21 protein-coding genes and 1 pseudogene are annotated in these 26,170 nt (G+C 63.8%); 11 read left to right on the top strand and 11 right to left on the bottom strand.

Going from position 1 to position 26,170, the window contains the following annotated elements:
- Positions 1 to 80: 80 nt before the first annotated feature.
- The 5 genes and pseudogenes from EAH76_RS03315 to EAH76_RS24825 all read right to left on the bottom strand — a co-directional run.
- Positions 81 to 1,838: a ParB/RepB/Spo0J family partition protein gene (locus EAH76_RS03315; RefSeq protein WP_140848054.1), complete on the bottom strand. Its 1,758-nt coding sequence runs from the start codon at positions 1,836 to 1,838 to the stop codon at positions 81 to 83.
- A gap of 131 nt (positions 1,839 to 1,969) precedes the next feature.
- On the bottom strand, positions 1,970 to 2,416 hold the full coding sequence (locus tag EAH76_RS03310) for a DUF2958 domain-containing protein (protein WP_140848052.1): 447 nt from the start codon (positions 2,414 to 2,416) through the stop codon (positions 1,970 to 1,972).
- Positions 2,413 to 3,384: an ArdC family protein gene (locus EAH76_RS03305; protein ID WP_140848050.1), complete on the bottom strand. Its 972-nt coding sequence runs from the start codon at positions 3,382 to 3,384 to the stop codon at positions 2,413 to 2,415. Before EAH76_RS03305 ends, EAH76_RS03310 begins: the two co-directional genes overlap by 4 nt.
- A gap of 625 nt (positions 3,385 to 4,009) precedes the next feature.
- A complete protein-coding gene (locus EAH76_RS03300) occupies positions 4,010 to 4,570 on the bottom strand; it encodes a DNA -binding domain-containing protein (protein ID WP_140848048.1) in 561 nt (186 codons plus the stop codon).
- A 76-nt stretch (positions 4,571 to 4,646) separates the two neighbouring features.
- A pseudogene (locus EAH76_RS24825) lies at positions 4,647 to 4,847 on the bottom strand (transcriptional regulator domain-containing protein); the annotation flags it as partial.
- A 211-nt stretch (positions 4,848 to 5,058) separates the two neighbouring features.
- On the opposite strand from EAH76_RS24825, the gene EAH76_RS03295 reads away from it, so the two are divergent.
- From EAH76_RS03295 to EAH76_RS03280, 4 genes are all read left to right on the top strand, one after another.
- Complete coding sequence (locus tag EAH76_RS03295; protein WP_241659531.1) at positions 5,059 to 5,802, top strand: LuxR family transcriptional regulator; 744 nt, start codon at positions 5,059 to 5,061, stop codon at positions 5,800 to 5,802.
- Positions 5,803 to 5,879: 77 nt separating this feature from the next.
- Entirely contained in the window at positions 5,880 to 6,488 is a 609-nt protein-coding gene (locus EAH76_RS03290) for an acyl-homoserine-lactone synthase (protein ID WP_140848043.1), read from the top strand.
- A complete protein-coding gene (locus EAH76_RS03285) occupies positions 6,488 to 7,381 on the top strand; it encodes a phytanoyl-CoA dioxygenase family protein (RefSeq protein WP_241659530.1) in 894 nt (297 codons plus the stop codon). The genes EAH76_RS03290 and EAH76_RS03285 overlap by 1 nt, the downstream gene beginning before the upstream one ends.
- On the top strand, positions 7,378 to 8,019 hold the full coding sequence (locus tag EAH76_RS03280; protein ID WP_140848040.1) for a GntR family transcriptional regulator: 642 nt from the start codon (positions 7,378 to 7,380) through the stop codon (positions 8,017 to 8,019). Before EAH76_RS03285 ends, EAH76_RS03280 begins: the two co-directional genes overlap by 4 nt.
- Here the strand turns inward: EAH76_RS03280 and EAH76_RS03275 are convergent.
- Positions 8,000 to 8,263, bottom strand: coding sequence for a response regulator (locus EAH76_RS03275; protein ID WP_140848037.1), 264 nt, complete (start codon positions 8,261 to 8,263; stop codon positions 8,000 to 8,002). The two genes, EAH76_RS03280 and EAH76_RS03275, sit on opposite strands and share 20 nt — an antisense overlap.
- Before the next feature lie 36 nt (positions 8,264 to 8,299).
- A complete protein-coding gene (locus EAH76_RS03270) occupies positions 8,300 to 9,631 on the bottom strand; it encodes an NAD(P)/FAD-dependent oxidoreductase (protein WP_140848034.1) in 1,332 nt (443 codons plus the stop codon).
- Between the two features lie 20 nt (positions 9,632 to 9,651).
- Between EAH76_RS03270 and EAH76_RS03265 the strand changes: the two genes are divergently transcribed.
- Positions 9,652 to 9,951: a TetR/AcrR family transcriptional regulator gene (locus tag EAH76_RS03265; RefSeq protein WP_140848031.1), complete on the top strand. Its 300-nt coding sequence runs from the start codon at positions 9,652 to 9,654 to the stop codon at positions 9,949 to 9,951.
- On the opposite strand, the gene EAH76_RS03260 is transcribed toward EAH76_RS03265, so the two are convergent.
- Complete coding sequence (locus tag EAH76_RS03260) at positions 9,903 to 11,354, bottom strand: mechanosensitive ion channel family protein (protein WP_140848028.1); 1,452 nt, start codon at positions 11,352 to 11,354, stop codon at positions 9,903 to 9,905. The two genes, EAH76_RS03265 and EAH76_RS03260, sit on opposite strands and share 49 nt — an antisense overlap.
- Positions 11,355 to 11,629: 275 nt before the next feature.
- Here EAH76_RS03260 and EAH76_RS03255 point away from each other — a divergent pair, with 275 nt between their 5' ends.
- Genes EAH76_RS03255 through EAH76_RS03245 form a run of 3 tightly spaced genes read left to right on the top strand, consistent with a single transcriptional unit; the run spans position 11,630 to position 14,167 of the window.
- The gene (locus EAH76_RS03255; RefSeq protein ID WP_140848387.1) at positions 11,630 to 13,051 is read left to right on the top strand and encodes a cytochrome ubiquinol oxidase subunit I; all 1,422 of its coding nucleotides are present in this window, start codon (positions 11,630 to 11,632) and stop codon (positions 13,049 to 13,051) included.
- The gene (cydB, locus tag EAH76_RS03250) at positions 13,048 to 14,049 is read left to right on the top strand and encodes a cytochrome d ubiquinol oxidase subunit II (RefSeq protein ID WP_140848026.1); all 1,002 of its coding nucleotides are present in this window, start codon (positions 13,048 to 13,050) and stop codon (positions 14,047 to 14,049) included. The genes EAH76_RS03255 and cydB overlap by 4 nt, the downstream gene beginning before the upstream one ends.
- On the top strand, positions 14,036 to 14,167 hold the full coding sequence (locus EAH76_RS03245; protein WP_140848023.1) for a DUF2474 family protein: 132 nt from the start codon (positions 14,036 to 14,038) through the stop codon (positions 14,165 to 14,167). The genes cydB and EAH76_RS03245 overlap by 14 nt, the downstream gene beginning before the upstream one ends.
- Positions 14,168 to 14,240: 73 nt before the next feature.
- On the opposite strand, the gene EAH76_RS03240 is transcribed toward EAH76_RS03245, so the two are convergent.
- Both EAH76_RS03240 and EAH76_RS03235 read right to left on the bottom strand, forming a co-directional pair.
- Positions 14,241 to 17,069: an ATP-binding protein gene (locus EAH76_RS03240; protein ID WP_140848020.1), complete on the bottom strand. Its 2,829-nt coding sequence runs from the start codon at positions 17,067 to 17,069 to the stop codon at positions 14,241 to 14,243.
- A gap of 93 nt (positions 17,070 to 17,162) precedes the next feature.
- A complete protein-coding gene (locus EAH76_RS03235; RefSeq protein ID WP_140848018.1) occupies positions 17,163 to 18,590 on the bottom strand; it encodes a spinster family MFS transporter in 1,428 nt (475 codons plus the stop codon).
- A gap of 373 nt (positions 18,591 to 18,963) precedes the next feature.
- Here EAH76_RS03235 and EAH76_RS03230 point away from each other — a divergent pair, with 373 nt between their 5' ends.
- Positions 18,964 to 21,744: a TonB-dependent receptor plug domain-containing protein gene (locus EAH76_RS03230; RefSeq protein ID WP_161988961.1), complete on the top strand. Its 2,781-nt coding sequence runs from the start codon at positions 18,964 to 18,966 to the stop codon at positions 21,742 to 21,744.
- A 153-nt stretch (positions 21,745 to 21,897) separates the two neighbouring features.
- Here the strand turns inward: EAH76_RS03230 and EAH76_RS03225 are convergent, their stop codons facing one another.
- Positions 21,898 to 23,355, bottom strand: coding sequence for an MFS transporter (locus tag EAH76_RS03225; protein ID WP_241659529.1), 1,458 nt, complete (start codon positions 23,353 to 23,355; stop codon positions 21,898 to 21,900).
- A gap of 754 nt (positions 23,356 to 24,109) precedes the next feature.
- On the opposite strand from EAH76_RS03225, the gene EAH76_RS03220 reads away from it, so the two are divergent.
- Positions 24,110 to 24,940 (top strand): alpha/beta fold hydrolase, encoded by an 831-nt coding sequence (locus EAH76_RS03220; protein ID WP_161988964.1) that lies wholly within the window; start codon positions 24,110 to 24,112, stop codon positions 24,938 to 24,940.
- A gap of 207 nt (positions 24,941 to 25,147) precedes the next feature.
- Positions 25,148 to 26,014 carry an MBL fold metallo-hydrolase gene (locus tag EAH76_RS03215; RefSeq protein WP_140848010.1) on the top strand — a complete coding sequence of 289 codons (867 nt, stop codon included), beginning with the start codon at positions 25,148 to 25,150 and terminating at the stop codon, positions 26,012 to 26,014.
- The last annotated feature ends 156 nt before the right edge of the window (positions 26,015 to 26,170 follow it).

Below are 26,170 nucleotides of genomic sequence, written 5' to 3'. Positions count from 1 at the left end.
CCGACGCCGGAACGGCGAAGGCGCGCGGCCGGTTTTCGAGGGTCCGGATGGCGGGCGGGCCGAAGCCCGCCCGCTTGCCGTCACGCCGCTTGCGCGAAGGGTTCCTGCTCGGCATCGGGGTCCGGCTCGGGGGGCCGCGCCGCCTCGACTCTGGCATGGGCCGCAACGGTGCCGACACCGCCGCGCGCGGTGTAAGCGGAGGCCGGGAAGCCCAGCCATTTCGGCACCCAGCGCTCGACCTTGGTTCGCCCGTCCGCACCATCAAGATGGTCGCGAACGATACGCTTCAAGGTCCTGGTCTTCTCTCCCGTATTGGCCGTGGCGACCTTCTCGCCCGCCACTTCGGCGACGATCCGGGTCAGCACTTCCCTGTCGCGGATCAACTCGAAGAACGCCGCGTCTGCCTGCCACCAGTCGGCCATGTCGACGCCGATCTGCGTTCCCACCGCCGCGACCGCGGCGCTGCCGCTCGCCAGCGTCTCGCCCATGACGACCGTGATGATCTCCATGACGATGGCATCGGGAAGGTCGATCAGGCGCAGGAAGATGCCAGCCACGCCATAGTCGTCACCGTTTCCGCCGGTGACGGTCGGCTCCTCGGGCGAGAAGCCGAGAACGCCGAGCACCGCGCGGCGGCGCTCGTCGAAGACCGTCTCGCCGCGACAGGTCTCCAAGCTCTCGCGCACCTCGTCGTTGCGTGTCATCTGCGGTTCGGGCGACACCCGCCACAGATGCGATCCGCCGATGGCGTGGGCGACCATCAAGCGGAGTGCGATGCCGGGATGCCCTAGCAAGGCGGCGCGGACGCCGGCGTGGCGGTGCAGGTCGAGATAGGTCTGCATCGTCGATGTGACCTCGGGCCGCGCGAGCTTCGCGGGTTCCGGGCCGTCGCCGCGCGCGGCGCGCCGGGCTTCCTTGGCGGAGAGATAGCCCTCGTGGAAGGTGACCTCGCCGGTCGAACGGACATCGACATAGACGCGCCCGCCCTTGCGCTTCGGGGCCTTCTCATATTCCCACGAATGGAAATACTCGGACGGCGGCACGATTACGACATCGCTCCAACCTTCCGACAGATATGCCGCGCGGCGGGCTTCGATGGCTTCGTTCTGCGCGGTCCAGAAGGAATCGGCATCGGCGAAATAGCGGTCGTCGCCGAACAGGTCGGATATGACAGCGCCCTTGTATCCGTCCAGATCGAACAGCGCGAAGCGGGCCGGGATCGACTGCCCGCCGAACAGCCACGCCTTCAACTGGTGGCCGGTCGGCACGTAGCTGTCAGAGTCGTCGAACAGTGCCAGCCACGCGCGCTGCTGGCTCTTGCTGGCAAGGGTCAGGTGGCGGACGGTGGCGCGGTCGATCTTCTCCGCCGCGTAGAGCGAACGAACGCGCGGCAGCAGATTGCCGAGCGCCAGCACCCGCGCGATGGTCAGGTCGGGAAGCCCGAACGTGGCGGCGATGCCGGCGACGTCGCGGCCTTCCTTGACCAGCCGGGTGAAGGTTTCCCATTGGGTCACCTCGTCGGCGTCGAGCCGGGCGAGGTTCTCGATCATCGACGCCTCGATGGCGGCGGCGTCGTCGGTTTCGGAGAGGATGCGGCACGGCAGCGGCTCGGCCTCGCCGGTTTCCTCGGCGACGATCCGCGCCGCATGGAAGCGCCGCGAACCCGCGACGATCTCATAATGGCCGTCCTGACAATTGGGGCGGACCAGCAACGTCTGGATGATGCCGCGCTTGCGCACGGTCGGCAGCAGGTCGGACACGTCCGGTGCCTTTTTGCCGTAGCGCATATTGGTCTTGCTGACGGACAGCTTGCATTGGTCGATAAAAACGAGTGTCATGGCAGTGCTCCTTGTGAGCGCCGGTCCCGTTTCATCTTGAGAAGTGGGGCGGGTTCGGTTCTCGGGTCTGGCGGCGAAGCGCGCCGCCCGCGCGTCAGGGACCCATCAAAGTAGTACTTTGATGGGAACCCTCATCCGCCGTCCGGTTCACCCGAACGATGCGGAAGATCAGGGTCCGCGCCGGGCGTTGATCCGCCTTGGGCGGCGCGGCGCAGCAGCGTTTCAGCCCAGATGATCGAACCGGCGCGGCGCGCGGTTTCGGCCCAGACCGAGAGCGAAATGGTGGTGTCGAACGACATGTCGCGCTCGATGCACAGTCCGAAGGGCAGGCGCACGGCGGCAATCTCGGACAGGCTGAAATAGCCGAGTTCCGGGCAGCCGAAACCGAGGTCGGCGAGGCCGAACAGCGTGTCGCCATCCTCGTCGAGTTCGGTCGCCAGCCACGTCGCCGCGCCTACGGACAAGAACAGCTTGATGACGGGGGCCGGATCGAATTGCCTGCCATTCTCGTCGCAGGCGCGACGGGACATGTCGTTGGCACGCAGCGCGAAGCGCAGGATGGGGGGCAGCAGGATCATGCCGCGATCCTTCCGTCAGCCCGTGCGGCCTGCGCCTCGCGGTGTCGTGCCAGCAGCCAGTCGGCGGCCTTGGTCGCCGCGCTGGCGGCACGGAAGATCGCGCGATTGTCCTCGCGCAGCACCTCGAGCCAAGAGCCGATATAGTCGGCATGGCGCACGGTCGGCATGATGCCGAGCGCGGCGCAGAGAAAGGCCGAACCCATCTCGGCGATCAGTTCCTCGCGGGCATAACCCTTGCTGCCGAAGCCGTTGGTTAGGTCACGACCCAAACGCTTCACATGGCCGGTGGCGTGGGTGAGTTCGTGCAGGCAGGTCCGGTAGTAATTGACCTGCTCGAAGAAGGCGGGCTGCGGCGGCACAGCCACGAAATCATGCGACGGCACATAGAAGGCGCGGTTCCCGCCGATCCGGAAATCCACGCCCGATGCGGCGATCACCGCCTCGGCGACGGGCACGATCTCGCGCTCGGGCAAGGGCGCCGGATCGGACGCGAGGCCAGCGCGCAGCCCGTCGCACTGCGCGACATTGAAGACGGTGAAGCGCTTGAGGAACGGCACAGCCTTGGGGTCGCCACCCTCGCGCGTGGCGCGCTCTTTTTCCGCCTCAGGCGTGAATCGGTCGGCATAGACGACGCACTGCCCACGCTCGCCCTTGCGGACACAGCCGCCCGCTTCTTGGGCCTGCCGGAAGGTCAGCCACGATTGCGACGGCCAGCCATGCTCAATGACCGCGCCCCACAGGATCAGGACATTGACGCCCGAATAGGTGCGCGCGGTAAGCGCATTGCGCGGCAAGCCGGGTCCGGTCCCGCCGCTCGCGCTCCAAGGCTGGACCCAGGGCAAGCGCCCGGCCTCAAGCTCGGAAACGATGCGCGCGGTCACCTCGTCATAGAGGTTCACCCGGCTCTCGGATTGACGATCGTCGCCCGCACCCTTGCGGCGGGAACGGCGGCTGGCGGCTTCACGCATGGCTTTCCTCCACGCCACCCCAAAAAGCACAAAGCCTCCCCGCGAAGGCGGGGGTGGGCGGCAAAGAGCGACCAAGAGGCCCGGCTCCAGCGGCCGGCGGCACCTCCCGGGGTCCCCGTCGCGCGTGCGCGATGGGGTGGACCAGAGGGCGAAACGAAGAGCAGCACCCCGAAGCGCGAGCGAAGGGGTTGCCGCCGGCCGCGACGGGCCTAGCCGGGAGCGCCGCCCGCACCCGCCGCAACGGGAGAGGCACCAGCAACGCCGCCGCGCGCCCGCGCGGCGCCCGCGGACACGCCAGCGATCGTCACCGAATGGCCGAGACCCGCGAGGGGCTCGGCGGAGACCGGCGCTTCAGCAATGGTCGAAGTAGAGCGCGGTCGCACGACAGTGCGAGGCGCACAGCAAGACCCCCGCTCGCAATCGCTGACCCGCGCCATGGTGCGGCGAAGACGGCATGATCGTCTGCACGGGGGCGCCGCCCCGCTTCTCATGCAAATCCCTCAGCGCCTAATGCTGGCATGCCTGGTCCGACGGAGGGTCGTAACGCGTCTCGGGCCCATTGGCTTTCCCGCCACGATACCGAATGCCGCGGGCGCACTGCGCATCGGAAACCGCGCGCGTGCCGTCACGCATGGCCCCGGCCAGACGCTCTATCGCCGTGCGGACCTGCTCCATCGACCAGGAGCGCCCGCCAGCCGCCGGCCGCCATCCGCGCGGCCTCCTCCGCACGCCTGCGAACGCGGGACAGGAGGAAATCCGATCGCCCCCGCCACTCCGAGCGGACGAGGTCCTCGCCATATAAGGCGCCCGCCATCTCGCGATACGAAGCGCCCGCTGCGACCGCGTCCCCCACGCGAAGCGCCTCCAGGCGTCGGGCAAGGCCGGGCTCGGGCGGGTGGAGCCTTCGCGAGAAGCGCCCGGTTCGCCACAGCTCGAGCATCCGGCGCAAGGTCAGTATATGGGCGTCGACCCGGGTCATTCCCGAAAGGAGATACTCAAGCCGGGCGGGACCTTCCTCGACAAGCGATCCGTCGACCACGTCGAGGCGGATGTGGTGCCAGCCGTCCGACAAGGCGACGTGCTCGCGGCCGCCGCCGCGGACGATCGTCGCCCAGCGTAGAAGGCGCGCCAGATCGATCGCCTCTGGATCGGAGCCGGCCGCAGGGGTGACGCGGACCTCGAGCACGAAAGGATCGAGGTCCGCATGCCACAGCAGGCGCGCCGCGGGCGCGGGACGATCGGCACTCTCGGCGAAAGCAGAGCCCGTAAGCCCGGGCGTCCGCCTCCAGCGTCAGAGGGGGTGTCAGCGGTGCGCCATCGCGGCGGAGCCGCGCGCTCATCGCCGCATAGCCCGCGTCGCGGCGCAGCCATTCCCAGGCGAGGCCGGCGCGATCGATCCCGGCCAGCGCGCGGTAATGCGCGCCGTCCCGCCAGTCAGGGCGGGGGTCAGGCGCTGGTCCCATCACGAGTGCGCCGGGAGAATGCCGATCCTTTCGAGCAGCTTGCCGCCCCTATTAACCACGGAAATTTGCCCTGGGGGCACGAGACGTCTAATATCAGGCGCTTATCGATCGGGCTGCGACGCCGACGGAAAAGCGGCGCACGCGGAGCCGGCTTGGCTGAGGCATCGGCGCGGCGGCTTGGGGCGCGCCCTGTATCGATATGGCACCGCACATGATCATCGCCACGGCGCAACAGTTCGACGAAGCGGTCAAGGCCGCGACGACCATGCATGAACTCGACGATCTTCTTCACGATATCACGCGCGAGATGGGCTTCCAGCATTTCGCGCTGTCGCACCATGTCGACGTGCCCCGGGCGCCGCAGCCGGCGCTGCGCATCCACAACTATCCCGGAGACTGGGAGGCGTTCTTCGACGCGGAGCGGCTCGGCCCCTCCGACCCGGTACATCGGGCCAGCCACCTCACCAATGCCGGGTTCCACTGGTCGATGCTGCCGCAGCTGATCGTGCTCACCCGGCGCGACGAGGAAATTCTTGCAAAGTCCCGGAAGGCCGGTCTCACCGACGGTTTCACGGTCCCGGCGCACATCCCGGGCGAGTCCGCCGGTTCGTGCTCGTTCGCCAGCGCCCGGGGGAAGACGCCGCGGCGCGAATGGATGCCGCTCGCGCAGTTCATCGGCGCGACCGCCTTCGAAGGTGCACGGCGTCTCGTGGGCGTGCGCCGGATCGACCAGGACCGGCCGCGCCTCAGCGATCGCCAGCGCGAGTGCATCTACTGGGCGGCGCGCGGCAAGTCGGACTGGGAGATCTCGAAGATCCTCGGCATCAGTCATGACACGGCGATCCAGTACATGAAGGAAGCGCGCGGCCGCTACGGGGTGGGTAACCGGACCCAGCTCGCGATCCACGCGCTGTTTGACGGGGCGCTCACCTTCACCGATGCGCTTCGGCGTTGAAACTCCCCATTTCTGGGGAATAGCTCCCGCCGGTGCCCCGGCACAGGATCGGGCCTCCACAGTCGAGGGAGCCGATCATGTTGTTCACCCAGGGCGATGCCACCGCAGCCGGCGACGCAGTGATGCGCGCGATGTTCGAAGCGAGGAAGCGCGTGTTCGTCGATCTGCTGGGCTGGGACCTGCCGGTCCTGGCCGACCGCTATGAGATCGACCAGTTCGACGACGCGCATGCGCGCTACTTGATCCTAGCCGACACCGACCAGAGCCACCTCGCATCGGCACGGCTGCTGCCGACGCAGCGGCCGCACCTGCTGGCCGACCTGTTCGCAGACCTGTGCGACGGAGCCCCGCCCACCGGGCCCGACACCTGGGAGATTACACGCTTCTGCCTCGACCGCGATCTCCGCGCGGCAGAGCGGCGCCAATGGCGCGATGCGCTGGTGCAGGGGCTCGCCTGTTATGCCCTGGAGCACGGGATCAGGACCTATGTCGGTGTGGCCGAGCAGGCATGGCTCGATCAGATCCTCGCCTTTGGGTGGCACGCCGCGCCGCTCGGACGCGTGCGAACCCTCGGCACGATGCACCTCGGTGCGCTGCGGATCGATATCAGTGCCGAGACGCCAGCACTGCTCGCTGCCAATGGCATCCATGCGCAAGTCCCCTTCGTGCAGGCGGAGGCAGCGTGATGGCCACCCAGCTCCAGCGCCCGTCGCAAGTCCGGAGCGGCCACGACCCTATGCGGCAGCTCCTCGATCACGGCTATTGCGTGCTGCCCGGCGCGCTCACTCCCAAAACCATCGCCACCCTTGATGGCGACCTCGCGCCGACCTTCGCGCAGACGCCGTTCTGCCAGGGCGGCTTCTACGGCGCGCGCACCAAGCGCTTCGGCCGGCTTCTCGCGCGCTCGCCGCGCGCCGCCGATCTGGTCATGCATCCCCAGATCCTCGATATCGCCACCGAGGTGCTGGGCCCGTGGTGCGACTGCATCCAGCTCAATCTGACGCAAGCCATCGCGCTCCACCCGGAGGCCCTCCCGCAGGTTCCGCACCGCGACCAGGACATGTGGCGCGGCACGGTCGGTGAGACCGAATACCTCGTCAACGTGATGTGGCCGTTCACGCCTTACCGCGAAGAGAATGGGACGACCTTGATTTGGCCTGACAGCCATGGAGCGAAGGCGTTGCAGCCGAATCCGGCAACCGACGCGGTCCCGATCGCGCTCGACCCCGGCGACGCGCTGGTCTTTCTCGGTTCGACGCTGCACGGCGCCGGTGGCAACCGCACTGACACCATCCGGCGGGGCGCGATCGTCAGCTACTGCCTGGGCTGGCTCAAGCCCTATGAGAACCAGTGGCTCGCCTATCCGCCCGAGACGGCGCGACACTTCCCGCGCTCGCTCGCGGCGCTGCTCGGCTACCGTCAGCATCGTCCCAATCTCGGCAATTACGAGGGGCAGTGCCCGTCGATTCTGCTCGACGACCGCCAGGCCGAGCCACTTGGCGCGATCGACGCGCTGCGACCGGACCAGCAAGCGCTGATCGACGCGCATGTCGCCACCCAGCGGAGGACAGGTCGATGAGCCCCGGTGCAACCTTCGAACGCGTCTATGGCGAGATCAAGCGCATGCTGGTCGCGGGCGAGCTACCACCCGGCTCCCCGATCGAGCCCGCCGTGATCGGCAAGGAGATCGCGGCCAGCATCACGCCGGTGCGCGACGCGCTGCACCGGCTGACGGCCGAGCGCCTGGTCGAGGCGCCGAACCACAACGGCTTTCGCGTGGCCGTCCCGTCGGAAGCGGCGCTGCGCGACCTTTATCATTGGAACGGGCTTGTCCTCGGGCTCGCGGCGAAACGGGTCGCACCCGATCCCGCGACAGGGGGGGTCGAGGATCGTGGCGCCATGTCGGACATCGTCGCCTCGACCGCAGCGCTGTTTCTCAGCGTCGCGCATGCCGCGGGGAGTGCCGAACTCGCGATAACCGTCCGATCGCTCAACGACCGACTGGCGACGGCCCGCCGCGCCGAGGTCGCAACGCTGCCCGCGATGAGCGAGGAGCTTTCAGGACTGGCGGCGATCATCGCCTCCGGTGACCGGACGGCGCTTGCTAGCGCGCTGACGCGCTATCATCGCCGGAGGATAGGGGCCGTGGCCGCAATCGTCGCGCACCTTGTGCAAAACCCGTTCGGATGCGGCGCATTCATCGATCGACTTCGCTGAACGCGCTGATCATCAACACCGGCACTTCAATCCAGCGCGTGCGTACCCGTTCGATCAGCGCCAGACCGTCGAGCCCGGGCAGCATGCGGTCGAGCGTGATGGCGTCGAAATGCTGACGCGTCGCGCGATCGAGCCCATCAACGCCATCGCTCGCATGCGCGACGTCGGGGCCGGGGCTGGCCAGTTCGGCGACGATCTCGCCCGTCGTTTCAGAATCGTCTTCGAATACGAGAATGCAGGCCATCGCATCTGCCCAGGAGTTCGCGCCGACGACGCAAGACTAGTGCAGCTTCAGCTTCGGCCGCACGATCTTGTTGACATGCCCGACCACGATCAGCGCCACGCCTTTGAGCCAGCCGTGAATGGTGATCAGGTGCATGCGGTACAGCGAGAGATAGACGATCCGCGCGAGCCGTCCCTCGATTGCTAGCTTCCCGCCCACAAGATTGCCCATCAGCGTGCCGACCGTCGAGAAGCGGCTGAGCGACACCAGCGAACCGTGATCCTTGTACACGAAGGGGCGTAGCGGTTGGCCGTCCATCAGCCGGTTGAGGTTGCCGAACACGGCGGTCGCCATTTGGTGCGCCGCCTGCGCGCGCGGCGGGACCGGGCGATCGCGGCCGGGCAACACGCATAAGGCGCAATCGCCGATCGCGAAGATTCGCGCGTCGGTCGGGCTTTGGAGCGTCGGATCGACGACGATCTGACCGCTGCGCGACATTTCCAAGCCATTGAGGCCGCCCGCGACCGGCGCCGCTTTCACCCCAGCGGCCCACACCTGCAGATCGGCGTCGATCCGAGCGCCGCTGCCGGTGGTCATGCCTTCGGCGTCGGAGGCCGTAACGGGCGTGTTGGTGAGGACGCGCACGCCGAGCACTTCAAGCTCGCGCCGCGCCGCCTCCGCGAGCCGTTCGGGCAAAGCGGGCAAGATTCGCGGCCCGGCTTCGATCAGCGTAACCTCGAGCCGGCTGCGGTCGAACACTTCGAGGCCATAATAGCCGAGCGCCGCGGCGGCGTTGAACAATTCGGCCGACAGCTCGACCCCGGTCGCGCCGCCGCCGACGATCGCGACGCGGACATGCGCGTCGCTCACCGGGTCGGCGGTCATCGTGCGCGATACGCGCAGGCACTGGTCGAGCAGACGATCGCGGAAACGGTCGGCCTGCGCGCGGCTGTCGAGGAAAGTGCAGTTCTCGGCGACGCCGGGCGTTTCGAAATCGTTGGTGACCGAGCCGTAGGCGAGCACGAGATAGTCGTAGCGGATGCTGTGCGCGGCGATCACTTCGCGCCCGGTATCGTCCTGCACCGGCGCGAGATGCACTTGGCGCCCGGCGCGATCGATCCCGGCCAGCACCCCATAGAAGTAGCGATAGCCCCAGCGGTGGCAGTGGCTGCGATAGCCGACTTCGTCCATATTGGCGTCGAGCGAGCCGGTCGCGACTTCGTGCAGCAACGGCTTCCAGATATGGGTGCGGTTGCGGTCGACCAAGATGATGTCGTGGCGTTTGCGCCCGTAGCGCTTGCCCAGCCGCGTCGCGAGCTCGAGCCCGGCCGCGCCGCCGCCGACGATGACGATCTGGATCTTGTTCGACTGGGGGCTGGGGCGGCTCATGGTGCGGGACCTCTCTGGCAATGGTTTCGAAAAGGTCGGCGGATCAGGCGCGTGTCATTGCGGTCGCGACCGCGCATTTCTCCGACAAGGGGTTCGCCGCCGCGCGGATGGACGAGATCGCCGCGGCGACCGCGACGTCGAAGCGGAAAATCTACTACATTTTCGGCGGCAAGGAGGGGCTGTACCGGGCCGTGCTGACCGAGGCGTATCGCGGCATCCGCTCGGCCGAGCTCCGTGCCGGACTCGAGGACTTGCCGCCGCTGCCGCTGCCTCACCTAGCATTAGGAACACCATGCCTGCCCGATGATGACAGCAAATAGTCGCGTATACGGGCTAGCACTGTGCCACTTCTGTCGATTGGGTCGCACGTCCGAGCGGCGTCAGCCCCATCGAGTATGATCATGCCCTGCCTTATTGCCTGCTCCAGCGCAGCGCTGAGCACCTCGTTCTTTTTTAGCAGTGTCTCAAGCGAACCCCGAGGGATCTCAAGCACGCTTCCGAAGGTCTCGGCAGTGACTGTCACAGGATGGGGTTCACCCGTCATCATGCTGATGGCGCCCAAATATTCGCCTGGTCCGACCCGTCCCAGCCTTTCGATCGCACCAGCTTCGTGGCGGCGCTCGACGTTTAGAACACCAGATCTGACGATGTAGAGAGAAGCCCCAGCGGATCCTTGGTCGAATAGAACGTCGCCGGGAGCCAAGGCACGGTTAGCCAAACAGCGTGATAAGGCCTCGATCTGTTCTGACGGAAGTGAGTCAAACAGTGTTGTTTGCCTCAGAACCTCGCTTAGGGGTGGTGGGCTGCCATTCTCAATGCCCGCGTGGCGAAACAGACGCCGCACTTGGCGGAGCAATTGGCCCTTGGCCTTCCCCATCTCTGATGTGGTCGCCGCGTAGTAGTGCACGCCAAGCGTCGTTGTGCTGAGACCGACCCTTTTCAGGGAGACAGATGGCGCGGGCTGCTCGAGGACGCTCGGTGAAAGGAGGGTGGCCTGCCGAACAAGCTCGAGCAGCAATTCGGAGCGCGCGGAAGACCGTGTCGGCACCTCGATCGATGCGGCCCGTCGCTCGGTCGGGAAACTGTGATTGATGATCTGTCCGCGAGCGACGACGCTGTTAGGTATCGTAGCGATGTCGTCCTGCTCGGTCTGTATACGGACCGAACGCCAGGTGGCCTCGACGATCATACCCTCAGCGTGATCTTTGATCGTTACCCGGTCACCCACACGGAAGGGCCGGTCGACGCCGACTGCAATCCCGGAGAAAACGTCCGCCAGCGTGTTCTGCAGAGCCAAGCCAAGAACGATGGCAATGACACCCGATGTCGCTAGCAGGCCGTTGACCGGAAGATCGAGTACCGAATTCAGGATGATCAACACGGTCGCGAGGTAGATCGCTCCTGCAAGAAGGTCCGAGAACAGGCGCGCAGGTCGGGATCGGGCGTCGTGGCCGAGCACGATTGCCACAACCGCGGCCACGACCCGGGCGCCGATCAGCCACCAGACGACTGCCAAGGCTCTTAGCCATGCGGCATCCGCATGCCGCGCGAGTTCCGTCCCAGAAGGCAGTGGAGAGGTGCCGCGGGCGACGAGGCACGCCAAGATCACGATCAGAAGAAGCAACTCGCACGACAGTTTGAGGACGAGCGGCCGGGACCTTACGATCAATACGGAGACCAGCGTCAGCGCGAGGATCGTTGCAGGTAGGAAAATCGTGTTCATGGGCAGGCTCCGAGATCCGGGCTGCGGCGACGCCGATCGCAAGCCCGTTCGATCGGCTTAGCATCGCGCGGATACCCCGATTTGCACGCAAACCTAACTGACCAGCCTCGGCAGATCGATCATACTGTAGTGTGGTTCTGCGACCCATGCGGACGATGGAACCTGCCGCACCGTTCCCGCTACCCATGTGCTTGAAAGCCGAACCCACAGGTGTGGAACATGGCGGCGCGCCACTCCGGCCGTCCGCCGCCGGCTTTCCCGGAGGCGACATGGGGATGCTCGAACACATAGACGCCGTGACGCTGGCGCGAGCACAGTTCGCCTTCACCGTCTCGTTTCACTTCATCTTTCCGTCCTTCTCGATCGGATTGGCGAGCTTCCTCATGGTCCTGGAGGCTCAGTGGCTTCGGACCGGCGATGCAACATACAAAATCCTGTACCGCTACTGGCTGAAGATTTTCGCGGTCGCCTTTGGCATGGGCGTCGTCTCGGGCATTGTGCTGTCCTACCAGATCGGCACCAACTGGTCGGTCTTCTCCGCCAAGGCCGGCCCTATTGTCGGGCCGCTGATGGCCTACGAAGTCCTTACAGCCTTCTTCCTCGAGGCCGGCTTTTTGGGTGTTATGCTGTTCGGCGAGGGCAAGGTCGGCAAGGAGCTGCATTTCCTCGCGACTTGCATGGTGGCGCTGGGGACGCTTATCTCGACGACCTGGATCATCAGCGTTAACAGCTGGATGCAGACCCCCGTCGGCTTCCTGATCAACGCGCACGGCCAGTTCGTGCCGGCGGGATCGTGGCTGACGATCATCTTCAACCCGAGCTTCCCGTATCGCCTCGTCCATACTGTGATCGCTGCCTATCTGACCACGGCGCTCGTCGTGGGTGGGGTCGGCGGGTACCATCTCCTGCGCACGCCGGGTGACGCTGGCGTGCGTCGCATGTTCTCTATGGCGATGTGGATGATGGCGCTCCTGACGCCCTTGCAGATCCTCGCAGGCGATGCCCACGGACTGAACACGCTCAAGTATCAGCCCGCCAAGGTGCTCGCGATGGAGGGGGACTACGATCCCAGCCCTCACGGCGCGCCGCTCGTGTTGTTCGGGTTGCCGAGCAACGCCGAAGCGCGGGTCCGCTATAAGCTCGAGATCCCGCGCATCGGGTCGCTGATCCTTCGACACGACCCGAACGCCTCGCTGCCGGGCCTGAAGGACTTCCCGCGAAGCCAGTGGGCACCGGTGCCGATTGTGTTCTGGTCGTTCCGCATAATGGTCGGCTTAGGGTTCGCAATGCTGGGTCTTGGGCTAGCAAGCTTATTCGCACGATGGCGAGGCCGGCTATATGAAGCGCGGTTGATCCACTGGGGCGCGATGCTGATGGGTCCGGCGGGTTTCGTCGCGGTCATCGCCGGCTGGGTCACGACCGAGGTCGGCAGACAGCCGTACACCGTCTTCGGCTACCTCCTCACGGCGCATTCGCACTCGCCGCTCGCAGCACCGGCGGTGGCGGCTTCGCTCGTCGCCTTCGTCATTGTCTATTTCGCGGTATTCGGGGCCGGCATCTTCTACGTTCTGCGTCTGATGGCCGCGCGACCGATGCCCGGCGAGCAGGGACCACCTTCCATTCCCCAACACGCCGCTGGCGTGACGCCCGCTCCGGCACTGGATGCCGACCACTCACTGCCGGGAGCTTTACAATGACACTCGACCTCACGATCATATGGGCCGGCATTCTCGGCTTTGCGGTCTGCGCCTATGTCTGCCTGGACGGTTTCGATCTTGGCGTGGGCATCCTATTTCCGCTTCTTGCCGTCGGCCCGGAACGCGATCGCGCAATGAACTCGCTCGCGCCGGTCTGGGACGGAAACGAGACCTGGCTCGTCCTGGGCGGAGGGGGCCTGCTCGCTGCCTTTCCGGTCGCATACTCGATCATCCTCCCCGCAACATATCCGCTGATAATTGCAATGCTGTTGGGTCTAATCCTACGTGGCGTTGCATTCGAGTTCCGTTGGCGCGAGCCACGGCACCGCGCGATGTGGGACATCGCATTCAGCACTGGATCCACGATTGCGGCTCTATCGCAAGGCATGATCCTTGGCGCTGTGCTGCAGGGCATCAACGTCGTCGATAACGCCTATGCTGGTCGTTGGCTGGACTGGCTCAGTCCCTTCAGTCTGCTGACAGGCGTCGCGCTCGTCGTTGGCTATTGCCTGCTGGGCGCGACATGGCTCCTATGGAAGACCGACGGGCTTGAGCAGGATCACGCGCGGCGTCTTGCCGGTTGGCTCGGGGGCGCGACCCTGATTGCGATGGCGGTAGTGAGCGCCGCGACCCCCTATCTCCATTACGCGTATTGGCGCCGCTGGTTCGCGATGCCAGGCGTGCTCCTCACCGCCCAAGTCCCGCTGCTCGTCGTGATTGCCGCGATCATATTTTTCGTAAGCTTGAAGCGGGGTGCGGAGCGTCTGCCGTTCCTGATAACGCTCGGGCTTTTTATGCTCGGCTTCGTAGGCCTGTGCATCAGCACGTTCCCGTACGCCGTCCCACCGCACGTGACGATTTGGGAGGCGGCTTCGCCTGCAAGCAGCCAAATGTTCATGCTCGTTGGCACAGCCGTCATCGTGCCTCTCATCCTGGCCTACACGTTCTGGGCGTATTGGGTCTTCCGAGGAAAGGTTGGAACCCATGGCTTCCATTGATAAACCTGCCAGCGCGTCGCTGTGGCGACGACTTTTGTGGCTGATCGCGATATGGACGATGAGCGTCCTGTGCCTCGGGATCGCGGCGGAAGGCATCCGACTTTGGATCCGTTCCTGACGCTACCCGGATCGTCGGTCCGGAATCCTCATCGCCCGCGCGAGCAGCGTCTTTCTCGCAGGTTTCGCGCGATCTACGCCGCAAGCAGCTGAGCGGCACGCCTCAGGTCAGACGAATCCCCAGGGCCAAGACGCGACACGACACTCTCAAGATCCCGTCGTGCCAGCGTCTCTTCAGCGGTCCCGCGAACGAGTGTCAGATGGTCTATCGCGATGCGCAGCTGCCACGCGACAGACCCGTGGCGTTCCGCCAGCCGACTCGCATCACGATAACAAGCGGCAGCACCCGCAGTGTCGCCGCTCACCACGAGCAGGCGGCCGCGCGCTCGCATCAACTCCGGAGACATCACGTCGCCCCGTTCGGTATCCTCCCACCGTGTCGCTGCGCCAACAAGTTTGACAGCCTCATCGAATTGCCCTGCCTCGCCAAGAATGTCTGCGAAGCGCCCTGTAAGGGACGGGAACCGTCCCAGGATCACAAGACCTGATGGCTGAGAGAAAACCCGGGCGACGATGTCTGCCGCCTGGGTGATTTCTCCCTGCTGAGCCAACGCCGCTGCACCCATCACGTCGACGGCCTCGCTCGCGCGGAGCCCGCGACCTTCAGGCATGGTGATGAAACGATCGAGCGCCTTTTGCGTCAACGGCGCATCGCCGAGCCAGATGGCCAGTTGCGCCAGACCATCAAGAATGGCAAATCCGACCGACAGGTCATGCCCCGACTGTTGTGCCGCATCGATCCCTAGTTGAGCGTTGGCAAGGGCATCATCGAAGCGCCCTTGCAGCCAATCGATCTTCGACAGGCGCCCTAAGATCTGCGAGCGCAGGTCAAAGTGGAAAAAGACCGCCCCGCTACCGGCGTCGGGTTCAGCTGAGGCCGTCAGAGCCTGATTGCAAGCTTCGCGGGCCCGATCCAGCTCGCCCAGAGAAAACTGGATCCCTGCCTCCAACCTGGCCGCTGTGGCGATGTCGTCCCTGCTACCTTCTGCTTGTGCTAAAGCGGCGAAGGCTCGGGCGTGGAGCCCGGCAGCGCCGAAGTCGGTTCTGAAGGAGGCCATCAGCCACAGGCCGCATTGAGCCATCATCTGGACGCGACTATCGCCATTCGCATCGGCAAGACGCAGCACGACTTGCCAATTGGAAACAACCTCCGCGTTCGGTGCCCGCGTGAACATCAGCGACACGCCCAGCGCCGTCCGAAGTCGCATATCCTCAAGGTCGCTCCGACCAGGCGCAGTCGCTGAACGGGCCTGCACCGCCTCGAGGAACTCCCTTGCTTCGAAATTTCGAGAGAAATGAAACCACAGGACGACGGCTCGGAAGCCTAGCTCGATTGCGAGGTCCGGTGCGCACCCTTCGGTCAGCGACCAGAAAGCCGCACCCCGTGTCTCGTCCAGAAGTGTGACGTGGTCGCGAAGCCATTGCCTTCGAGCAGCCGGGCGATACGCCGCTTTGGCTTGGTTCAGCTGGTCCAAAACCCATAGCAGATGCTGACGGCGCACCGTATCCAGCTCACCCGCGGCGCTCAGCGTTTCGCGCGCGAAGGCCCGAGGGGCCTCAAGAAGATGGTATAGTGCCTGGTCATTTGAACTGCGCATGTTCACCAGATTCTTCTGGACGAGCTCGGCGAGTGCATACCGTAAGCGGTCCTCGCTCTCCTCCGCGTCACCGCCCACGACCATTGCGGCCTCGAGCGAGAACTCGCCGGCAAAAACGGAGAGGCGTCGCAGAAGACGCTGTTCGGGCAAGGCAAGAAGGCCATAGCTCCACTTCATGGTAGCGCGCAGACTGGTGTGGCGATCCGCGGCACCGCGCCGTCCAAGTCCTTGGGACAGGATTATTTCGTTCAGGTTTGCCGCCAAGGCGCGCACGCCATACATGTCCGACCAGCTCGCTGCGAGCTCGATGGCGAGAGGGATACCGTCCAGCTTTCGGCAGATCTCGCACACCGCCTCGATGTCAGTCTCGCCAAGAGCGAAGTCGATGTTCGCCGACTTCGCACGGTGAACGAAAAACTGGACCGCTGAATGGCTCATCGCGGATTCAGCCGTCTCGCTTTCTCTGCCTGCTGGAGGAACCCGAAGAGGCTTCAGGCGGTAAACCCATTCCCCCGAAGCCCGAAGCGGCTCCCTGCTCGTGCAAAGCAGAGCGATGTTCGGTGCGCTTCGGAACAGGGTCTCTGAGAATAGAGCTGCCGAGCTGATCAGGTGTTCACAATTGTCGAGGATGATGAGCGTTTTGGTGTGCTCGAATAACGCGGTGAGCACCGGGACGGTATCGTCGACGTCCATCGTAAGGCCGACAGCGAGCGCGACCGCTTGCCCAACGTGGCTGCTCGGTGGAAGCAGTCCAAGATCCACGAACGCGATATTGTCGTAGAGATCCTTGCAGCGCTCCGCGACGGCCAGTGCGACTGTCGTCTTACCAATTCCTCCAAACCCGACTACCGTAATGAACTGGCGCGTGCCAAGTTCGGATGCCAGCAGGCTTATGGTGTCGTCCCGACCAAGAATCTGGCTCACCCGGATCGGGATTGGCCGGATTGGGCTTCTGGCATCCATCACGCGACTGTCCGGTGCATCGAGCCGTCTCACTTCGGCCCCTAGCTGATAGCCACGTCCCGCGATGTTTATTACGAACGACTTACCTGCGCTGTTATGACCCAGCACTGCGCGGAGTGCGGCGACATGTACGCGAAGAGTGTTCTGGTCGACCGTCGATTCCGGCCAAACCTGGTCGAAGAGATCCCGTGTGGTGACGAGTTCCCCACCGGCCAGTGCTAGCACGTTCAGTATGTCGAATGCGCGGCTACCGATCCGAACGGCCACACCGTCTTCGAGCAGTTGCCTCTGCGTCGGAAGGAGACGGAACCGTTCGAATTCCAGCTTGATGTCAGCGGCCATTATTCAAACTTATCAAACTCTGCGACAAGTGCACACATTGCGTACTCATTCGGCTGCTTGCAATGTCATGGATCGTACGATGCACCGCTTCTCTTAGTCCGCGACCGCGTCGAGCGCATAACACCGGCTAGCGCGAAATGCGGCAAGCGCACCGAGGAAGCCAACCGCACACGCTCCAAATAGGGCGAGGCGCAAGCTCTCGGTAGTATCGAACCCGCGGTGAAAGAGGACGTCGCTCAAGGCTCCGACGCTCAACGGCCCGAGGCCTAGACCGACCAGATTGATGCCGAACGCGAGAAGCGCAGAAGCCGTCGCCCGCATCTCCGAAGTTACCAAAGCCTGCACGCCGGCATAGGGAGCAGGATAACCGAACGACAGCGTGAAGTTGGCAAAAAGAAATACGCACAGTGCCATCCAAGCGCTCGGTATTATCAGGACGAGCACGAAAAGCGGAATCGCAAGAACCGTGCACAGCGCCGCCACAAGCATATACGCATTTACGCCCCGGCGAGCGAAGCGGTCGGTCGTCCGTCCGCCGATTAGGGTCCCGGCCGCCCCCGATACCCCAGTGGCGATGCCCAGCGAGAGGCCAAGAAACCCGATGGTTCCGACCGAAAAACCTGTCGCGGCGTCAAGTCGACCGGCCAGCACACCCAACTCGGAACCGTGTCCCCGAAGAAAGAATGCCGCGGTGAACGCGCCCAGCGAATACGCCATTAGGCTGCCAAGTGAACTGCCGAGCAAGGTCCAGCGAAACGCCCGCTTTTCCCATAGATGGCTAAATATGGTCCACAACGAAGCGGTTCGTGGTGCCGAGCGGGCGTTGTGGGTGCGTGGCTCACGAAGCAGCCAGGCTACGAGCACCGCAATCGGCACGCCGGGCAGCCCGACAACGACTAACGCGGTCCGCCAGCCGACCCGGTCAAGTACCAAGCCACCGACCGCGAGGCCCAGCAAGGTACCAAGTGAGATCCCCATATTATAAAAGCCGATAGCTCCGGCGCGCTTCTCCCGGGGGAAGTAGTCGACGATCAAGGCATGACTGGGAGGGGTGCAGCCTGCTTCCCCCAACCCTACGCCAAAGCGCATGGCCACGAGCTGCGCAAAGCTGGTGGTGAATGCCGCACCCGCCGTGAACAGGCTCCAAATCGTCAGCGCGACCGCGATCAGCCGAGGTCGGTTGGCCCGGTCGGCATATCGTGCGACGGGCAAACTTGCCGTCGTATAGAATATCGCAAACGCCAGACCCGTCAGCACGCCCAGCTGCCAGTCCGCCAGATGCAACTCCCGCTTGATCGGTTCGGCCATGATGCTGATGATCTGACGATCTAGGAAGCTCAGGGTATAAACGACCGTGAGTATCCAGAGAGCGCGCCGCGCCTCGCTCGCCGGAATCTGCCGCATCCCGATGGAAGCGGCCGGGCGGATCTCACCTGCAACAAAGTCTTGTTTGGATGGACTATTCGAGGCACGCACAATCCGGAAAGCCCTGCTGGAACCAATCCGGTACCGATACCACAAGGGTTGCCGCCGGGGAAAGAAATTGGGGCAGATGATTGGGTCTGGGCAGTAGCAAGCTGGGCAAGGCGCCAACGGATATCCTGTTAGGTCCGCGCGCGCGCATGACGTCCCCCCAGCGTACGGTTTCAACCGCAAGACAGTGGGGCTTTTGACCGCGTCATTGGCAGAAAAAGTGGATTGAGCACTCACGCCTATCTACAAATCCCCATCACGCTTAACTGTTTGCGTGGCGGGAGCGGCAGGGGTGGATTCGATGAAGTCATCTTTCAAAATACGGGCTGCGCTGCTCTGCAGCTGTGCTTGCGCGGGTACGGCATCGCCAGCGTTGGCGGGGCGGCAAACCGATGTGCAGGCGGCGTTGGCGGTGCCCACCGTGATCGAGGCGCCGTCGAACACGCCACCCCAGCGCGATGGCGGAAGCGACATCGTGGTCACAGGTAGCCGCGCAATTACCAGCGGGGCCAGTGCTCCGACGCCTGTCACCGTCGCCTCATCCGAACAGTTGACCTCGGCTAACCCAGGTAACCTGCCCGACGCCGTCAATCAGCTCCCGCAGTTCCGCGGATCTCAACGTCCCACGTCAGCAGGGTCGGCAACCACGACATCAGGCGCTGGTGCCAACCTGTTAGCGTTACGGGGGTTAGGACCTTCCCGAACGCTGGTGCTGCTTGACGGGCGGCGAATCGTCCCGACGACACTGATCGGGGCAACCGATGCCAACCTCATTCCGCAGGGACTCGTCAAGCGAGTGGACGTGGTCACCGGAGGCGCCTCGGCCGCCTATGGCTCAGACGCGGTGGCAGGGGTCGCCAACTTCGTGCTCGATAGCCAATACAAGGGCGTGAAGGGCAATATACAAGGCGGATTGTCGTCCCACAGCGACGCCGGTTCGATGAGGGCGAGCATCGTTGCCGGGCAGAGTTTCGCAGAGGACCGACTGCATCTGCTGCTCTCCGCGGACTATTTCGATCAGAAAGGCATAGACCTCGATTATCATGGTCGTGGCTGGGCTGAAGCTGGCTACGGCGTCATCGGCGCGAGCGCGACCTCGGCGGAACTGGTCGTTGCACCAGACGTCCGGGATGCGCTCGCGACCTACGGTGGACTTGTTCTTGCCTGCCAGCCAGCCGGGGCCGCCTGCCCGATCGCCCGCATGCAGTTTCTGCCAGACGGTTCACTTACCGCTTATCGGCAAGGAACGAATGTCTCGAGTTCCACGATGAGTGGCGGCGACGGTACCGCACGCCGTACCAATCTTCTGCCCGCGGTTCGCACGGTGACGACGTTCTCGCGCGTCACTTTCGATGTGTCTGACGACATCCATCTCTTTGCCGAAGGATCGTATGGCAACGTGCACGCCAGGTATCTCGGATCCGTACCGGCAAACGTGACCAGCGCAGCGGCGACCATCTATGCCGACAACGCCTATCTTCCACCCGCCGTCCGCGCGTCCATGGCAGACAACGGCGTTGCATCCTTCACGCTCGCCCGTGTCAATCGCGATCTCGGCTATAACTACTTCATCAACAATACCGAGACGAAGCGGATATTGGGCGGCATCGATATTGCCCTAGGTGGCAGCTGGAAACTTTCATCGTACGCGCAATATGGACACACCCACCTCCAGATTAAGGCGACCAACGACGAAATCGTCGACAACTTCTACAACGCGATAGATGCTGTGGTGAACCCTGCGGACGGAAAGATTGTGTGCCGTTCCACTTTGCTCAACACAGTCGCGGGTGCGGGGTGCGTGCCCATCAACCTGTTCGGTGACGGTGCTACAACCCGGGGGGGGAGCCAGAACTACATCAAGGGAACTACGGTTTCCGATTATAGTATCGGCCAGACAGTCGCTTCATTGGAGGTTCGGGGCCTAATTTCGATCTTGGACCGGTCCGTATCGGTCGCCACCGGCTTCGAGTATCGCCGCGAAACGGGCGTGCTTACCGTTGATCCTCTTAGTTCCAAGCTTAGAACCGGAGATGGCATTCGAGGCTATCCGGCTTCCCAGAAGAACCTCCTCGGCGATTACGTCTTGACGCCCCCGCAGCCACTCTCCGGTGCATTCGACGTCAAGGAAACCTTCATGGAGGTCAGCATCCCGCTCCTGAAGGACGTCGCCGTCTTTCGCTCGCTCGATGTCGATGGCGCAATCCGGTATGCAGATTACAGTTCGGTCGGCGGCGCGGTATCATGGAAGGTGGGGGCGAGCTGGGAACCGGTCAGCGATCTTCGCTTTCGGAGTACCCTGTCGCGCGACATCCGTGCCCCCAACATCCAGGAACGATTCACCACGGGCACACCGATCATTGGGCTGGGCGTCAACGACCCGCAGCACGATAATGCCCGGTACGCCGTCACGCAGCTGCAGATCGGCAACGTCGACCTGCGACCGGAAACGTCCAGGACAACGGCGTTTGGCGTCGTTCTCACCCCCTCCTTCCTGCGGGGCTTCAGTGCTTCGGTTGACTATTACGACATCACAATCAAGAACGTCATCGCCCAGCCCTCGTTGCAACAGGTCGTCGACGCCTGCGGTCTCGCCAATTGCTCGCTCGTCACTCGTAACGCCGACGGCACAATCAACACCGTTATCACGCCCAATCAGAACCTCGCTCAGCTTCGAACCCGCGGCGAGGATTACGAGATCGATTACAAGAGCCGCCTCGAAGGAATTGGACTGAGCGGCTTGCTCAGCATCCGCGCACTGGCGACCCACATCAGGACGCTCGCGCTGACGGTTGGCACCTCCACCATCGACAGGGTCGGGGATCTCAACGTCACCCCCACCTCAACACCTGCCGGCGCCCCCGCCTGGAGCGGCTCGGTAAGCGCGGACTATCGTGGTGCACACATTCATGCCTTCGCGCAGGAGCGCTACATCGGTCCTGGGCAGCTGGATCATACACTCGTGTATGCCAACGGCGGCGAGACGAATATTCCGCGTGTGTTTTACACGGATTTGACGTTCGGCTACATGCTCCCGATGCAAACGAGGACCATGGAAATCTTCGGGACGGTGAACAATCTGTTCGACCAGGACCCGCCCGTAGCCCCCAGTGGCGCGGCGACAACCCCACGCGCCTCGAATGGAGCAATCTATGACCTTGTCGGGCGCTACATCACTGTCGGCGTGCGCTTCGCGCTTTAAGCTATTTCTCAAACAGAGCGGACCGGGACGGCGAGCGATTTGGTCATAGTCCAGACAGGCAGCACCCATAATTTCACAGCCGTCACCGACCGTCCTTCTTCCGAATAATAGATCGTCACAAATGTTCGGTCTGCAGGTCAGGCCATACTCCCACTAGGTACCACTGGCGGCATGCCGCTTCGTCGCAGTTACGAGGATAACCCAGACGGCGATCCCGAGCGCAATCACGGCAACCAGCCGAAAAACGTCGTCAAATGCGAGAACGGACGCCTCTCGCTGCAGGGCCTGGTAGAGGCCACCTATGCCTTGTGCCGACAGCCGCTGAGCAACCGGGACGTCGCCGACGACGAGATGTTCTGCCAACGCCGCTGCATGCGCCTTCGACTGGATCACTTGGTAGGTCCCAAGAAACGCCGAACCGATCAGACCACCCACGTTCTGGGAGATGCTGAAGACGACGATCAGACTGACAAGGTAGTTGGGGCCGAGCTTGAGAACGCGGAGAAGGCCGTACAGGAGAGCCGGGCCGAGGAAGAGGCAGGCACCGAAGCCGAGCATGGCCTGGCTGGCATATAGCTCGCCCGGCCGTGTGAGATTGCTGGCTCCACTGTCGATCCACGCGCCAGCGGCGATGAGAAGCGCAGCGATCGCTACCTGATACGGCAATCTGCGTTCCGACAACGTGACTGCGGCGGTAATCGAACCCCCTGCCATTGCAATCGCGATCACGACGAAAAGCCCGTGCAACTGGTCGTTGTTAAGCCCGCCAAGGCCAAGAAGCCCAACTGCACCGTAAGTTTGCTCGGCCAAGGCGAAGCGGACCATGAGCGCGACACCGACGAGCCGGAGAATGTCTCTTGTCGCCAGCCATCGGGTTTGGATCAGTGGGCGCGCACGGAAATGCTCGATCGCCATGCCGGAGATCAGAAGGAAGATGGCCGCGGCCAGGGAGGCTCCGATCCACGGCGTGTCGGTCCACCAGGCGTAGCGACCGGCCCCCACTGCGACGCATAGCAGCGTCAGTCCTGGTAGAAGCAAGCCGATGGTGACAAAATCGAGTGGTTCAAAAGCCGGACCGCGGCGGCTAGGTGGCAGGGGAAGCGCTGTCGTCATCGCGAGCACAAGCAGCGCGCTAGCAATCTCGACGAGCTGCAGACCATGCCACTGGCCTGCCGCAAGTAGTTCAACGGGCACCAAACGCGCGAGCGGCGTACCGAATTGCGGAAGCGTCATGCCGATACACAGGCCGATTGGTTGCAGCCGGCCCCGGAATATCTGGAGCAGATGATAGATCGCGAGCGTCGTAAGTCCTGTGGCGGCCAGTCCCGAGATTGCGCGAACACCAAGAGCCGTTGCGAACCCCGGATATGCGATTTCGATCAACGCGGCGAGGATGTACAGGATGAGCAGCGTCCGGGTGACCGCCGGTATGCCCCAAGTGATCCTTGACCGTACCAACAGAAGGTTGCCGCTGGCGTTGAACGCGATGAACACGGACGAGAGCCAGCTCGCCGCTACCAGATCGATGCCGTTGGCCCCGGCGACCACCGGCAGGTTGACGGTCACGAGCGCGTTCCCGAACGTGGCGGCTATGCCGATCAGTACGGCCATAGCTGCATAGGCTACCTTTCGCCCGGACGAATGGCGTGGCGAGAAAGGCGAGCCCGGAAATCCGGCCTGCTCGTCGGCTGCGAAGACGTATGCGCTCTCCGTGGTCATGACGTTTCCAGGAACCGACCAAAGGCACCGCAGCGCCGGGCGGCGCTAGATCCCGCTGGGATTGATCTGAATACTTCGACAATTGGCGCGGTCTGCGGCTCGACCATCGTCGTCCTTCCGGTGGTTAGCTTCGCACCGATTGACTCGCTGCGCTCGCCGCCGCTGTCGCGGGGTGTTCCTATCGAAATCCCTATTCGGTAGGATGCGAGCCGGCGATCACCCGAGCGGTAGCGCGGCTAACGCCTTCGTATGGCCGCCCTTGATCGACAAGGCTTGTTTGAGAGCCAGATTGCAGCCGATACGTTCTCGTTTACGGGTGCGCCCCGCTTTCCATGTGGGTTCGATTGATTTCGCGTGCGGGGTGGGCGGCGATCCGGCGTCATACCTTCGTATGGCTATCTCAACCGACAAAAGTGCTTCGACACACGATCGGACAAGTCGCTCGGCCAGCGAGGACGGGTTAGACCTCTCAACGCCAACAACATGGGAACGAGCGATGATCATTGACGCGAAGCGCCGCAATGCCAGCCGAAGGGACGTGCTCGTCGGCACGGCTGGGGCACTCCTTGCGGCCGCGATGATCGAATCGCCCGCCATGGCCGCCGCAATCGGCAAGCCGGTAACCTCCAAGACGGGAACGAAGACGATGGGTATGATCAAGACCAAGGACGGCACCGAAATTTTCTACAAGGACTGGGGTCCAAAGGATGCCCAGCCGATCGTGTTCCATCACGGGTGGCCGCTGAGCGCCGACGACTGGGACGCCCAGATGATCTTCTTCCTCCATCATGGCTTCCGCGTCATCGCGCACGACCGGCGTGGGCACGGTCGTTCGACCCAGACCTCGATCGGCAACGAGATGGACACATACGCCGCGGACGTGATCGAACTTGCCGACGCGCTCGACCTCAAGGGGGCGGTCCATGTCGGACATTCGACCGGCGGCGGCGAAGTCGCGCGCTACGTCGCGCGCGCCAAACCAGGGCGCGTTTCGAAGGCCGTCCTGATCGGAGCCGTGCCGCCGATCATGGTCAAATCCGACAAAAACCCGGGCGGCCTGCCAATCGAGGTGTTCGACGGCTTCCGGTCCGCTCTGGCCGCCAATCGGGCCCAGTTCTACATCGACGTGCCGACGGGGCCGTTCTACGGCTTCAACCGGTCGGGAGCAAAGATCAGCCAGGGCGTGATCGATAACTGGTGGCGGCAAGGGATGATGGGCGGTGCGGCAGCGCACTACGACTGCATCAAGGCTTTCTCGGAAACCGATTTTACCGAAGACCTCAAGCAGATCCAGGTTCCGACGCTCGTCATGCACGGAGATGACGACCAGATCGTCCCATACGCGGACGCCGCACCGCTGTCGGTGAAGCTGCTGAAACGGGGCACGCTCAAGACCTACAAGGGGCTCCCGCACGGGATGTGCACAACGCATCCCGAGATCATCAACCCGGATCTCCTCGCCTTCGTGCGCAGCTAAGGCGTTTGGCCGGCACCTGGACGAGCAACGTCCGGGTGCCACCGCAAGCGCGTATTTAAGGCCTCAGGCCTCGAGTGTATTACGCTTTCTCGGGCGATCGCCAGTGGATGACGCAGCTTCGCTCGTCAGAAAGCCCGCCGGCGCGGAGGGCGGAGCCCTAACCACGGTGCTCGCCAACCTTCCAACCACTGCCTTCAGGAGAATTCCATGACCACGCCGCGCTCGATGGCCAATGCAGATGTGTACCGTTTTCGGCAGGGTGACTTCGACGTGACGGTCCTGTCGGACGGCTTCATCTCGGTTCCGACCGATATCGTATTGGCCGGCGCGCCCACCGAAGACCGCAGCGCGGTCGCGTCTCGGCTCGATGGGGCGGACGGGGTCGTATTCTCCAAGTGCAACATTCCGGTGATCAGGAAGGGTCGCGAACTGATCCTCGTGGATATCGGCGCCGGCGATAAATATCAGCCCTCTGACGGTAAGCTGCCGCTCAACCTTCTTGCGGCCGACGTAAGTGCCGAAGCCGTTACGAAGATCGTGTTCACACATGCCCATCCCGATCACATCTGGGCAACTTTGCTCGCCGACGGCGCGCTCCGGTTTCCGAATGCGACTTACTACATCGGGTCAGCCGAGTGGGACTTCTGGATGGATCCGGACTTCCGGACGAAGATGCCGAGCGAGCTTCACGGGTTCGCGGACGGTGCTCAGCGCGACCTCACCGCCATCTCGGATCGTGTCGTCATGTTGCAACCGGGCGACGAGGTTGTCACGGGGCTCAGTGCCATCGATACCGCCGGTCACACGCCGGGACACCTATCCTTTGAGCTCGCGGGCGGGGACGGCCTGATCATCACTGCGGACGCGGCTACCAACGAGATCGTCTCCTTCGAGCATCCCGAATGGGTGTTCGGCTACGACACGCTGCCAGAGCTTGCCATACGGTCGAGGGAAACTCTGCTCGATCGCGCCGCCAAGGACCGGACGAAACTGCTCGGATATCATTGGACCTATCCGGGCGTCGGCTTCGCCGAGCGCCGCGGAGACGCCTTCGTATACGTTCCTGACAGTTGACTTCTCGACGCTCGAAAACAGAAGGTCTCGTAATTGGAACCGAGGGTCGCCTGCAGTGGCACCGTTGAGCGGCAGCTCTAGTCTCGTGGCCGAGGCGATTGCCTTGGACATGAGTCCCTCGATGACGGCGGACGGAGCGGCGATAAGGCAAGGAAA

The sequence above is a fragment of the Sphingomonas glacialis genome (genome assembly GCF_006439055.1).
GTDB lineage: Bacteria > Pseudomonadota > Alphaproteobacteria > Sphingomonadales > Sphingomonadaceae > Sphingomonas > Sphingomonas glacialis_A.
The sequence above is the reverse complement of the archived record's forward strand: the minus strand, read 5'-3'. Positions and strand labels throughout refer to the sequence as shown.